The following is a 14161-nucleotide window of genomic DNA, read 5'->3' as shown; positions in this document are numbered from 1 at the left end:
TTTTTTGCATCTGCAAACAGATCTCTATTCGACAGGAAATCTTATAAACCTCTTATTAGTCATTATACACAAAACAAGCATTCAAAGCAATGATTCCGAAGGAGATTTATAGCATATTATGGTAATTACTCTATATATTTTTAAAGATATTGTCTCCGAGAGAAATCCTGCTAGCAAAGTAACAGCCGCAATCTGACACATTATATTTTCTCTATACATTTCTTCTCATCGAAAATTTGCTCCCCGCCCTTACTGCATCAATTATTTTCAAATAAATAAGAGGCTGCATTTTCTCTTATTATAAGAAAATGTAGCCTCTAAAACTCGTTATTTTTATCAGTCGCTTTTACGCACTAAATTTGTGAATCATCCATTTTATCGTTCATTCGGTGAAAAATTTTTTCCGGAGTTGCGTTCAATCTAAGACGGGCTTTCAGCGCGCTGTACCGTCTGCCCTTCTGGTTGTTATTTACCATATACGCTACCACATCCTGACTGCCGACGATAACCAGCAGGCGCTTCGCGCGTGTGATCGCGGTGTAGAGAATGTTGCGCGTAAGCAGCTTGCGCGGCAGACCGTCCGACAGAGCGAGCACCACCGCGTCAAACTCGCTGCCCTGCGATTTATGTACGGTGACGGCATACGCCAGCTCCAGCTCGTTCAGCATATCGAAGGTGTAGGTCGCAATACGGTCGTCAAAGCGAATCACCATGCACTCCTGCTGCGGAAAAATGCGAATGATCTCGCCGACGTCACCGTTGAACACGCCGGTTCCCTGCTCGTCATCCCCCTGCTTTTCCCACACGATGTCGTAGTTGTTTCGCACCTGCATCACGCGGTCGCCCTCGCGGAAAATGGTGTCTCCGAAGCGCTTTTCCAGCTTGCTTTCACTCGGTGGATTGAGCGCCTCCTGCAGACGGCGGTTGAGCGGAATGGTTCCGCTGCCGTGCCGCTTGGCAGGCGAAAGCACCTGTATCTGTGCAGGAGTGAAGCCGTAGTGCTTGGGCAGTCTCTGGGCGCAAAGCTGTGCCACCGTTTCGATAACAGACGCCGGATCCGCCCGTTTCATGATGAAAAAGTCGCCGTCCGCGCCGGATGGCCTGGGCATTTCACCCGCGTTGACCGCGTGCGCGTTCATGACAATATCCGACTGCTGCGCCTGACGGAAAATCTCAGTCAGCTGAATGGTCGGCACCCGATGCGAGGTGATCAAGTCGCGCAGGAAGTTGCCCGGGCCTACCGGCGGCAGCTGATCCGCATCACCGACGAGCACGAGCCGTGCACCGTGCGGCAGCGCATTGATGAGCGCCTGCATAAGCGTGATGTCCACCATGGACACCTCGTCCAGAATGACCGCGTCGCACTCGAGCGGATTGGTCACACTGCGGGCAAACACCGTGCGTCCGCCGCCCGCAAAGCCTGCCTCGAGCAGCCGGTGAATGGTTTTCGCCTCCATGCCGGTCAGGTCGGAAAGACGTTTTGCCGCGCGGCCGGTCGGCGCGGCGAGCAGCGTGTCCAGTCCCAGTGCCTCAAACACCTGCAGGATGCCGCGCACCGTGGTCGTTTTGCCGGTGCCCGGGCCGCCGGTCAGGATAACAAGACCATTGCGTGCAGCCGTTGAAATCGCAAGCTGCTGTTTCTCGGAAAAAGTGAACTCACTGCTTTCCAAAAGCGCGGAAAGCAGCTCATCCACATCAAAATCGTACTCATAATTGCGCTCTGCCATGTAGCCGAGCATTTCGGCAAGGTAGGCCTCCGCGTCGTGCATATCGCGCAGATAGACCGCGTCGCGGCCCGCGATGTGCTCACGCACCAGCCGCCCCTTCTCCTCCAGACGGGAAATGCCGCGCAGCGCCCGATCCTCGTCCACGACCACATCATCGTCGCTCAGCAGCATGCACACCGCGTACAGCAGTTTCTCCACCGGGATGAACGTGTGGCCGTTGTTCAGGTTGAAGGTCAGCGTATACAGAATGCCCGCGTCCACGCGCTCATCGCTCAGCAGCGACAGTCCAAGCTCCATCGCCAGACCGTCCGCCAGCTTGAAGTCCACATCATAGTATGGGTCACACAGCAGATACGGGTTCTCGCACAGCGCGTCGATGGCGCTTTCGTGCAGGCGCTTATACAGCAGCGGCGTGAGCGCGACCGGCAGGCCGTGTTCGCTCAGGAAGTCCATCAGCAGACGCATTTCGCTCTGTTCGGTGAACTGACGGCCGATCTCCTTCGCCTTGCGGTCGGTAATGCCGCGCAGCTCCGACAGACGCTCCGGCTCGTGCATAAGAATGTCAAACGTGTCTTCACCGAACTTTTCCGCAATTTTTGCCGCCAGCCGCGGACCGATGCCGCGAATCAGACCCGAACCGAGGTACTCTGCGATGCCGCGCACCGAAGTCGGCAGCCGGCGCTCAAACGCCTCGGTCGCAAACTGCTCGCCGTAGGTCGGGTGCGTCACCCAGCAGCCGGTCAGAATGACCTCCTCACCCAGTCCAATGTTGGGAAACGTGCCGGTCGCCGTGACCTCGGCTCCGTTTTCCGCAGCAAGGCGCAGCACGGCGTAGCCGTTTTCATCGTTGTAGTAAACGATCTGCTGCACCGTGCCGCGCACGATCAAATATTCTCTTTCGTCCAACGTCCCACCGTCCCAACTTGTCATTCCAGATAGGTTATGTCCTGCCGTGCCGCCATGTACTTGGCGATGTTCTGTCCCTGTCCGCTGCCGATTTCGACAAATGTGATCAGCAGACCGGAAAAATACTGCCGCCGCACGCGCAGTGCCGCGCGGATCAGATGTTCGCTGACGGCATCGCAGCCGTCGCCGTACAGCGTCAGTTCCGCCGAGCCGTGCAGCCGCAGCAGCCGCGCAGAGACGATCTCGTACACCGTGTGCAGCACGGTGTAAAATCCCACCGCGGCAAATACCGCCAGAACCGATTGCAGAAAAACAGACATGAGCGTTCCCTCCTGCTATCAGCCTATGCACGGAGGGAATACTTTGTTAGTATATAGTATAGCACAATTGTTCAGATAAGTAAACCGAGCAGAAAATCAGGGAATAATTGAAAATTGAGAATGGAGAATGAACGTGATGATAGAACTATAACCAAATTTCATTTTCCATTCCTAAAAAAGAGACGCTTTCGCGTCTCTTTCAGTCTGTCGAAAAAGTCGTATAGTCAGCATTTTTCAGCATTTCGCGCGGCAGCGCGCATGAAATAGCATTTGCTCTGCAAATGCTCAAAAAGGGGGAGCATGTATCACCCTTTTTGAACTTCTGGAGGGAGAAAGTTTCTGTATAGGAACTTTCGGACGACTTTGGAACGGCCCACGGTCCGTTCCTGCTTGTCGGCGAAACTGTAGTTCTAATACGAAAAAAACAGAGCCTATTTTCTCCACGCATACTATTTTTTTGATTAAGAACCAAATTACCACTCAAAGACCGCACAATAAGAAATTTTTAACCATTCTAAAAACGATGCACTGCAAAATGCCCCAAATGTTAATGGTTCCATTATCGTCTGATAATGTTCATCTGGTGTTAACTGGTGTTAAATACTTTGGTACATTTTCTGGTGCAAACACCCTGCGGAAGATGGTTCAGTCAGCAACAACAAAGCTAATCACAAATGAATAAATCAAGACGGAAAGCCGTCCTTTGAAGTTACATTCAGAGGGCGGTTTTTGTTTACTCCGAAGTTAGGCTATTCAGCCTGTCACAGCACCCGACCGGCAAGCTGCGGCGTGCAGCGCGTAAGCCGCAAGCGAAGCCAGTCGCGGTGCTGTTGGGACGCGGTGCAGCCGCGTCCCTTGCCTTGAACCCCCTGTATCTAACAGGGGGGTGGAACTACAACAAGAAACTACAAAAACCTAAGACCCCATGCCGGAAACCTCGCAATCAGCGATTCGGCAGTGTCCGAAACTTCCGGTTTGGGGTATTTGACATAGAAAGGAGCCTGTCTTATGAACAGCACTATCAGCGAATATATTAAAACCTCGCGTCTGGAACTTGGTTTAACGCAAGACGAACTCGCCCAGCGTGCCGGTATCAGCGTTCGCTATCTGCGTGACATTGAAAACGACAACGGTATTCCGTCAGATTGGGTATACGAAAGTTTGCAGCAGGCACTTTCCACTCACGAACAGAACCGCATGAAATGGGGCGCACGGCTTCGTAAGACGCGCCGCGCTTACGGTGTTGAGCAGGAATGGTTCGCGCTTCAACTCGGCATGACAACAAAGCAGCTTCGCGCTCTGGAAACCGGCAAGACCGAATTGCCCTATCAGAAGCGTTTTGAAATCATGTCAGCGGTTGAGCGATTCAATCCCGAAAATGAACCGTTGTCTATCATGTTCGACTATATGCGAATCCGATTCAAGACAACGGACGCGCGATATGTACTTGAAAAAATTCTGCGGCTGAACATGAAATATGTAATCTCCGAGGACGGCGGCGTGTACGGCTATTCCTATCGCTTTACGCACGGAAACATTCTTGTTCTGTCTTCGCCCGATGAAGAAAAGGGTGTGCTGCTGGAACTGCGCGGGCGCGGCTGCCGTGAGTTTGAGTGCTACCTGCGCGGACAGAAGCGGTCGTGGTATGAGTTTATGCGCGACTGTGCCGCCGAGGGCTGCGTATTCAAGCGTATTGACCTTGCAATCAACGACCATGCAGGACTGCTCCATGTGCCGACACTGTACCGCAAGCGTGTTACTGGCGAGTGTGTCACGCGGCTGCGGAATGTGGAATACTTTGCGTCCGGTCGTGAAAATTCGTGGGAAACCGACGAGGACTTAAAGATGGAGATGGGTCACACGCTCTATCTTGGCTCTAAGGATTCCGATGTGTACTTCTGTATCTATGAAAAAGCACAGGAGCAAAAGGCTAAATTCGGCAAGTCAATTGAGGACGCAGACATTCTTAACCGCTTTGAACTGCGGCTGACGAACAACGCGGCGGAAAATTCCGCAGACGCGCTAATGGACAGCGAGGACGCGGCAGGAACAGCGTTTTCCATCATCAACAACTATGTACGCTTCGTCGAGCCGCAAACCGATAAGCGGCGTTATGACTGCCCTACGGACAAGCACTGGGAACAGTTCATGCAGGGCGAGGAACGCAAACTGAAACTGACAATGAAGCCGAAGCCGTTCGACTTAGAACGCACGGAAAACTGGATTAACACACAGGTCGCAAAGTCTATCAAAATGCTGCAGGAGATTGAGAAAATGAAAGGTCGGGATTTTGTGCAGCGGCTTTTGGACGGCACAGTGCTGAACGAAAAGCATAGGAAGATTGTCGCGCAGGTGACGAGTGAACTGGAATAAAAGAATAGCCACCGGAGAATTATCTCCGGTGGCTATCTGAATCATTTTGTGTCTTTCACTGCTGATATTGCTCCAACAATTCTAAAATTTCACCAAATCCATATAATTCTGCGCCTTCTTTTGGAGTACGCTCCGCGGAGCCATCATCAAATACAGTACTTTCATCCACAGCAGCACCGTGCTCTAATAGCAACTTGACCAGTGCAATGTTTCCGGTTTCAACAGCCATCGGTAAACATCTCTGTGCTGCGTTGACATCGCAGCCGATGTCCAGTAGATATTGCACGGTTTCTATCTGTTCTGCCCAGCAGGCGTCCTGCAGGACACTGGAATCTCCGTTCGTGTCATCTGAATGGTAGTCCGGATCGTATCCGAGCGAAACCCAATATTGAATAATTGCTGTTTGTCCGGTCCTTGCTGCGTTTTTCATCGCATACCATGCCGTGGTTTCGTTCACGGGATAGCCATGCTGGATCAGCATCTGCGTAATTTCAACATTGCCGTTTTCGGATGCACCGTCCATAATATTATCAAACACTTCCCAGATACTTACTGTCCCGGTAATGACCGGAGTGCCACTGTCCAGTAAAAGTCGGCAAGCCTCCGTGCTGTTGTTTCGAATTGCGGTGCACAATGCCGCATCACGGCTTTCGGTGTCCCATGATCCCTGTTTCAGCAGGAAGTTCATCACATCGGTATTGTTCTGCATCGCTGCGATTTGCAACAGCGTGTTGTCAGCGGCATCTATGGTCTGAATGGTTCCAAAACCATCCGCAAGCAATAATCTGACAGTATCAGCATTGCAGAAGGCAACGGCGTGACAAAGCGTTTGCAATCGCTCTGCCTCAGAAAGATCGGTTTTCGTCGCCAATTCCTGCACCGTCGCATTGTCACCGCGAATCGCAGCATCAAAGATTGGCGTGAGAATTGTGCTCGTCTGCGACGAATCCAGCAAAGCAACTAATTTATGAATCCGCTGATAATGGGTATACGCGCCTTCAAAATCCAGTGCATGAGATAGCACCACAGGTGTCACCTCTGCACCATAGGAAAGCAACAGGTTCATTGCCGCCATATCGTCATCCAGTTGGACGGCGTAATCTAACGCTGTCCAACCTTCTTTATTCTGCTGCGATACATCTGCATCGTATCGTAAAAACAGTTCCGCATAATCAGCGGACGAATAATTTCCCTTTCCCGGCAAAAATCCATATTTCTGCGGTTCATAACCTGACGCATACATCAGCAGGGTGTTGCCGTTCCGGTCCGCATAATTTGCGTCACTTCCGTTTTTCAGCAATTGTTCTATGAACAGTGGACGCGGTGAAGGATTCCAAAGATATAAAATTGGGTTTTGCGAAACACCGTCTATTTTGACTTGATCCATGTCTGCGCCAGCTTCTGCAGCCGCTTGAATGCCGTCATAGTTTGGATGGATCAGAGCATTTGCCAAATTCTTGGATTCTGTGGTTGAATCAGATAGCTGTACATGACAACCACCCAAAATTAACACACCGAAACAGCAAACGAGAATTTGGATCATAGTTCGAATATATCTATTCATCAAGTTACTCCCCATGTAAAGCTTGCCTTTGAATAGTGGTAATTTATTGAATTATACAGTCGAATTTATAGTAGGTGGCAATGTACTCACAATATCAATACGAAAATCCTCCGTTGTCATAATATAATGAAGATACTCTTTGTTATCATATATATTCGACTGAAACATATCGATCTCTTTCACCCGATGAACTAACTCCGATTCATTGGTTATATAGAATCCAATGCACGGAGGAATTGCTCCCGATTTCTGTATATAATCATCATCTATATCTTGAGTAGTCAAATCACTACCTGAATTGTACTCAATTTTTACAATCTCAACATTTACATGAAAATGGATTTTGTATCGTTTGTCACTTAATGATCTCAACTCGATTAAGAGTCCATCCTCATTCCATGAATATCCATCAAGCATCATAGCATCATGATGTTTTTCGTACTCATTTTTGAAATACAACCATTCCTTGAACATTCTATACCTCCGATTCTCAATAGATGAGCATAGATAAATTTATCTATGCTCACCTATCTGTGACTTTTAATACCTAATTTTGATCTTTCCCTGTTGCAAGCACCAACGATTTTCTGTAGAACTCCAGTGAAGATTATAGGTGGTTCCATTTGCACCGGTACCAATATATGTTGTTTTGCCCTTACTATTGGTACTTGTTTTGATATTTGACAAGTTCAAAGAATCAAAATCTTTTTTAGCTGTGGAAAAACCATTGGATTGATTTCTTTCATATATAACATGGCTTCCTTTGGTTACATTTCTTTTGGTGCATTTGGATAGAATTTCATTCCATTTTGCGACCAGCTTATTGCAATCCAATTTATGATAATAGTTGAAATTGTCAGAATCGCCACCAAAACTATCGGCTGCGGCGACAGCAATAGATATTCCCGCGCCTACAGTAATTACGCCATCGGCTGTTAATGCAGTGCCAACACCCATAATCGCAACACCAACGCCTGTGGGTGCTGTGGCGGTACCAATACCAGCCATACCTCCACCAACAAACATCTCAAAAATGGACTTTGCACTTAACCCAATTCCTGCGGCAGCAACAATACCATCGCCTATCATTCTTCCTAAGTAATAGGAATCTTTAAAATTAGACTGATTCAAGAAATACGAATTGAGTTTACTGCTGGTGGTAAGATATGAAGTTAATTCCTGTTGTGTAGGCAGAGAAATGGATATTCGGTGGGTATTTATTAAGGCATTCAACAAATCAGCTTGTTTACCAACCACATTGATAAGGGCAGATGCAACCATGCCTCGCATTACATCTTGCCTACGAGTATAGTCTGTAAAATGCATTGTATAACTTTTAATGGTAGCTATTACAGACTGTACCCGTTCTTTAATCCATGTTTTTGCCTTATTTAATTGCTCAGTTGTCCAACTCTTTGCTGCCGTTCCCCATCTTTTGATCTGCGCGCTGGCATCAGACCATAAAGTCATTCCAGATGGATCAAATCCATTGATCGGATTATTCCCGCAATACCCATACCAATTCTCGCCGTCCTTGATGGGATCCTCCTGCGTGAACCGGTGGTCGGCAGGGTCGTAGAAACGATTCTGCGCGAAATACAGGTCAAGCACTTCGTCCCAAGTGTAGCCGGTGAAATTGTTGGCGTTGTCGATACCGCTGAAATTCGTGTCCGTGTAGGTTTCGGTCAGCGGATTGCCCCACGGGTCATAGATCGTGTGCGAGATTACCTTGCCGTTTTCATCTACGGCAAACAGTGTGCTGCCAAGGTGGCTGGTGCGATACCACACCTTGCGCACATCGTTTGCAGCAAAGTCGCTTTGCAGGTTCTCGCCGCCTTCGCCGCGCTTCGTGCCGGCTGCATAGCCGTACTCTGCGGAGATTCGGGTGCTGTTCTCATCGTACACATAACGCTGTGTGAAGCTGCCGTCCTCTGTTACCAGTATATCACGGTTAGCCGTAGAAAGATAGTCCACAACATAGTTCTTTGTTACGGTTTCAAAGTTGCTCTGGAATGTCGTGCCTACCTCGGTTTCCCATGTGCGCTGCCAGAAAAAGCGGCCGTCCATCAAGAAGTCCAGATAATCGGTGCCGTGCGAACCGTCCTTCAAGTCGGAGTTTGCATGACCGGCGTTCTTGTTGTCGCGCACCTGTACATTCTTAATGCGTGCATTGAGCGCATTGTAAGTATAGGTGCTGCTCTGGCCGTCCTCGGTCTTGCCGGTTTTCAGCTTGTTCTGTGCCGTGTAGGTATATTCGGTCGTGCCGTCCGGTGCAGCCTTCTTAATCAGATTGCCCGCCGCGTCATAGGTATAAGTGGTCGTACCGTCCTTACCGGTCTTGCTAACCAGACGGTTTTGCAGGTCGTAGGTGTAAGTGTTCGTGCCGTTGGAAAGCAGATTGCCCGCAAGGTCGTAGGAATACTTCGTATTCTTGCCTTCAACATTGGTGCGGATAAGCTGGTTTGCCTTATCGTAGTAGTAGCGTACCAGCTCGTCCTTTTTGGCAATGTCTACACCGGAACGGTTCTCACTTACGATATTGCCCGCGTCATCGTAGGTATACGCAGTCTGACGGCGTGTGCTGTTGCTCTTGGTGACTTCCTTTTGCAGCGTCAGCAGACCGGCGGCGTTATAATCATACTCGGTCGTGCTGCCGTCGCTGTGGCCTTCCTTGATTGTGCGTCCTTCCGCGTCGCGCGTGTAGGTAATGCCTGTGCCGTCATGGTCGGTCTGGGACTTCACATTGCCGAGACTATCATACGCGGTCGTAACAGCCTTGCCGTCGGGGTAGGTGATGGACAGACGGTTGCTTGCCGCGTCGTAGGTGTACGCCGTGGTCGTGCCGTCCTCATTTGTGACAGCGGTGGTGCGGGAAAGCGCGTCGAACGCAAATGCTACCGTGCCGTTTCCATCCTTGGCCGAGGTCATGTTGCCCGCCTTGTCATAGGCAAAGGTCGCAGTACCATCCGCGTCCTTGCGGGAAACCATGCGATACAACTTGTCGTAGGTGTACGCGGTCTGCTTGCCGTTTTCGTCAACCTGCGTCAGCACATTGCCTTCCTTGTCATGCGTGTAGGTAGTCACGCTGCCCAGCGGAGAGGTTTCGGTCAGCAGATTGCCCGCTGCATCATAGGCATAAGTGGTCGCGGCCTTCTCGTCACCGCCGCCGTACATCGTCGTGCCTGCGGTGTTGCCAAACGAATCATACCGGTACTCGAACATACCGCCTTCGGCGTTGGTCTTGGAAACAAGACGATTCAAGCCGTCATAGGTGTATATGGTCTTGTTCTTGTTGCCGTCGATCACCGCCGTCTGGTTGCCTGCAAGGTCGTATTCGTACTCGGTTGCATGGTTAAGCTGGTTGGTTTCCTTGACCTGCCGATTCATGCAGTCATACGCATACTTCACCCATTCGTTGTTGCGGTTGGTGTACTGAATGAGATTGTTGTTCGCATCATACTGATAAACGGCATACGCATTATTCGCGTCGGTTTCCTTGCGGAGATTACCGGCTGCGTCATAGGTGTAGGTAGTCGTTGCACCCAGCTTGTCCGTGGTTGCTGCTACTCTGCCGCGTGCGTCGTAAGTGTTGGTAACAACACCAGAAAGTGCGTCGGTTTCGGTCAGCACATTGCCGTTCTTATCGTAGGTGTAGGTCGTTGCGCTGCCATTTTCATCGGTTTCAGAAACGACACGACCCAGTGCGTCATAAGCAGACAAGGACACGCCGCCTTCTGCGTCGGTGGTCTTGAGCAGGTTATAGTTTTTGTCGTAGGTGTACTGTGTTGCATTGCCTTCACGGTCGGTGGAAACCAGCACATTGCCTACACCGTCATACTGCTTTGTTCCCGCATTACCCAGTCCGTCAATCGTTTTTATCACACGATATGCACCGTCGTACTCGCTCTTTGCGATTACTGTTCCGTCCTTGGTGACAGAAACCGTGTTGCCTACCTTGTCGTAGCCGTATTCGGTCACAACACCTACTGCGTTGGTTTCGGTATGCGTTCTGCCGAGTGCGTCATAGGTGTACTTGGTTGCATTGCCGTTCTGGTCGGTTACTTCGCTGACATTTCCGAGCGCATTGTAGGTATAGTGGGTTTCGCCGCCGTCCGCATAGGTGATAACAGTAATCTGGTCTTTGCGGTTGTACTGATACGAAGTTTTGTTGCCTTTCGGGTCAGTGACGGTGAGTTGGTTGCCGTTCGCATCATAGGTGGTAGCAGTCTTACCGCCGAGTTCGTCATAGCTTTCGGTCGTGCGTCCCAGCGCGTCATACACAGTGCGGGTCTTGCTGCCGTCTGCGTTAATTTGCTCTACGGCGCGTCCCAACAGGTCATAGATATACTTTGTCACATTGCCTTCGGGGTCGATAACACTAAGCTGATTGCCCGCAAGGTCATAGGTGTACGCGGTAACGCCGCCGAGTGCGTCCGTTTCGGTCAGCAGCCGTCCTGCCTTGTCGTAAGTGTAGGTGGTTTCGTTGCCTTCGCCGTCAATCTGCTTTACCGCTGCATTGATGGCGTTGTACTCGGTCTTGGTTTCATTGCCGTTTGCGTCCGTTGTGACAAGCAGATTGCCAACAGGGTCATAGGTATAGGTAGTCTTATTGCCTGCACCGTCGGTTTCGGTCTTGGTTCGTCCGAGTGCGTCATAGGTGTAGGTTTTCTTGTTGCCTTCTGCGTCGGTTTCCGAAACCGTACGTCCCATGCTGTCATACGCATAGGTCGTTTCGCCGTCCAGCGCGTCAATCGTCTTTGCTACACGGTCGAGTGCGTCATATTCATAGGTGGTCGCATTACCTTCTGCGTCCGTAGTCTGGATAAGCAGGCCGCGGTCGTTGTAGGTGTAGCGGGTTTCGTTGCCCTCTGCGTCTGTTACCGATACAAGCTGTGCGGTGTCCTGGTCATATTCATAGGTGGTTTCGTTGCCATTTGCATCCGTGCGTTTCAGCGGTTCACCGTTCGTGCCGTATTCGGTCGTTACCGTGCCGCCGAGCGCGTCCTTGGTCGAGGTGGTAAAGCCGTTGGCATTGTACTCATACGAGGTTTCACCGCCGAGTGCATCTACGGTTTTCAGCAGCTTGCCCGCCTTGGAGTAGGTATGCTTGGTCGTTGCGGTAGCCGTATCACTCACCTTGGTATGCTCTGCAACGATGCGGCCTACGGCATCGTATTCAAAGCTGGTAACGCCGCCTTCTGCGTCAGTGACAGAAAGCTGCCGTCCCTTATCGTCATACGCATAGGTAGTCTGATTGCCGAGTGCGTCCGTAACCGTAATCGGCAGACCGAGTGCATTATAGGTGTACGAAGTGGTATGTCCGTTCTTGTCGCGGAACTCGGTCAAGCTGTGTCCGGAGTAGGTATAGGTTTCCGTATTGCCGAGCGCGTCCGTGATAGACGCAATATCGCCGCCCGCTGTATAAGTCAGCGTCATAGCGGTATTATCCGCATAGCGAACCTTCGTCACATTGCCGCTGCTGTCGTACTCGTATGCGGTTGCACCGTTCAGACGGTCGCTTGCAGAGTTGGCGCGATAATCGCCGTCATAGGTGTTGGCGGTGGTGTATTCCGTGCCGTCGATAACTGTTCCGATTTTCTGGATGTTGCGGTGGTTATCGTAGTAGTAGCGCGTTTCAAGCCCATTAGCATCTACACAGGTCGTAACACGCGCTTCATCGTCATAGGAAACGGTGGAAACAGTGGGAATGTCCGCATTGATAAAGGTCTGCTTTACCACACGGCCTATGCCGTCATACTCGTTCTTAATATAGACTTCGCCTTCAAAGTCGGTAGCACTGTTCAGATAGCCGTTGCCATCGTAGGTATAGTGCAGCGTATCACCGTCCGCATTGGTAACGCCGGTCAGAAGATCGTTGTCATGCTCATACGATACGGTGCGGCTTGCGTTATCGGTCACGGACGAAATATGTCCGTTCGACCATGCCAGCGTATAGCTGCCTGCAATGCCGTCAATCTCGGTCAGTTCATCGCCGTTGTAGGTAAGCTGTGCTACCTGCGTACCATCGGGATTAGAGATGGTACGCAGCTTGCCGTCATTCGAGAAAATGAACGCTGCGCCGTCCTCGTGCGTCATGCGGTAGCCGCCTGCCGCATCTTCCAGAACAAAGCCGCTGTCTGCCAGAGAATCATAGCCGCCGCCACGGAGCGTAAGGAAGATTTGCTCCTCACCGCCAGGCATTGTCACACGGATAATACCACGGTCATTGATGAGCGAATAGTCATAGCTGTGCGTAAAGCCAGTACCCAGCGCACCCTTGTCGTAGCGCGAGTTGTAAACACGAAGGAAGGTCAGCGGGATAATGCCTTCCAGCTTCAAGTCCTCGTACATGAAGTTGTATGCACCTGTTACCATGTTTACAGGGTCAAGGTTCTGGTAGTCCAGCACCAAGCCTTCCAGTTCGGGGAAACCGGTCAATTCATTGCACGCCAGACTGCCGCTGACAAACTGCTCGTACAGCTTCTTGCGTACTTCATCGGACAAGCTGCCTTCCAGCATGAGGAATGCTGCCGTGCCATCTTCACCGACAACATAATCACGGTAGTCTACCAGCAGTTCGGTACTGACCGCAAACTTTTTCTTGCCGTTCTCCTGCTTCTGCGGCCAAGTATAGTTCTGACCGTGCGTGTGGCTGTCATCACTGCCGGTACACTCGACATTCTTATCCGGTCTGCCGAGCGGTTCAATTTCTACGGTCAGATAAAATACATCTTCATCGAGGTTCGGACCGATAATCGGAATACCATTGAGAGAGCCATCCCATATAAGCGTGTGCTTCATCATGGATACCGGCTCAATATCTTCACCGGCAAAGTTCTTGTCTGCTTGATAAATGCCGTCCTCGGACAGTTCTACCAAACCGCCGTCCGTTTTTGTAGCCGGTGTGTAGGGCGATACCATAGTGTCCGGTGAATCTTCGGGAAGCCATGCTTTAACATCGTTTGCACCGGAGAGCAGATAATTCTCTACAATCGAGCCGACAAATTCTTTCTTCAATCCATCGTCCGAAGGACTGCGGACATAGACATTGATATTCACATACTGCGTAAGCTGATACCCAAATTCCAGTTCCAGATAACCGGTATGCGGGTCGAATGTGCCGCCCTTGATTTCCGCTGCCTGCGCGTCGATGATTGGCACGAATCCAATCACCATGCAAAAGCACAGGAACAGAGAAACTACTCTGCGGACTAATGCTTTCTTCATAAGTTTACCTCCAACTATTCAGGAGTTCTTCCGTTTCTAATTCT

Annotated in this window: 6 protein-coding genes; 1 reads left to right on the top strand and 5 read right to left on the bottom strand. The window is 50.5% G+C overall.

The window, feature by feature from the left end; all coding sequences use genetic code 11:
• Nucleotides 1-353: 353 nt before the first annotated feature.
• Nucleotides 354-2633 (bottom strand): SF1B family DNA helicase RecD2, encoded by a 2280-nt coding sequence (gene recD2, locus DWZ82_RS09915; protein ID WP_243022925.1) that lies wholly within the window; start codon nucleotides 2631-2633, stop codon nucleotides 354-356.
• 20 nt (nucleotides 2634-2653) lie between these two features.
• Nucleotides 2654-2953 carry a hypothetical protein gene (locus DWZ82_RS09910; RefSeq protein ID WP_118480518.1) on the bottom strand — a complete coding sequence of 100 codons (300 nt, stop codon included), beginning with the start codon at nucleotides 2951-2953 and terminating at the stop codon, nucleotides 2654-2656.
• A gap of 1008 nt (nucleotides 2954-3961) precedes the next feature.
• Here DWZ82_RS09910 and DWZ82_RS09905 point away from each other — a divergent pair.
• Complete coding sequence (locus tag DWZ82_RS09905; protein WP_118480516.1) at nucleotides 3962-5326, top strand: replication initiation factor domain-containing protein; 1365 nt, start codon at nucleotides 3962-3964, stop codon at nucleotides 5324-5326.
• A 55-nt stretch (nucleotides 5327-5381) separates the two neighbouring features.
• On the opposite strand, the gene DWZ82_RS09900 is transcribed toward DWZ82_RS09905, so the two are convergent.
• The 3 genes from DWZ82_RS09900 to DWZ82_RS09890 form a co-directional block, all read right to left on the bottom strand.
• Nucleotides 5382-6890: an ankyrin repeat domain-containing protein gene (locus DWZ82_RS09900; protein WP_158575175.1), complete on the bottom strand. Its 1509-nt coding sequence runs from the start codon at nucleotides 6888-6890 to the stop codon at nucleotides 5382-5384.
• Between the two features lie 51 nt (nucleotides 6891-6941).
• The gene (locus tag DWZ82_RS09895; protein WP_118480512.1) at nucleotides 6942-7364 is read right to left on the bottom strand and encodes a hypothetical protein; all 423 of its coding nucleotides are present in this window, start codon (nucleotides 7362-7364) and stop codon (nucleotides 6942-6944) included.
• A 66-nt stretch (nucleotides 7365-7430) separates the two neighbouring features.
• Nucleotides 7431-14117 (bottom strand): RHS repeat-associated core domain-containing protein, encoded by a 6687-nt coding sequence (locus DWZ82_RS09890; protein WP_118480510.1) that lies wholly within the window; start codon nucleotides 14115-14117, stop codon nucleotides 7431-7433.
• Between the last annotated feature and the right edge of the window lie 44 nt (nucleotides 14118-14161).

This window comes from Butyricicoccus sp. AF35-5AC (assembly GCF_003477715.1).
In the GTDB taxonomy this organism is placed as follows: domain Bacteria; phylum Bacillota; class Clostridia; order Oscillospirales; family Butyricicoccaceae; genus Agathobaculum; species Agathobaculum butyriciproducens.
This window is presented reverse-complemented; position numbering and strand designations above follow the sequence as displayed.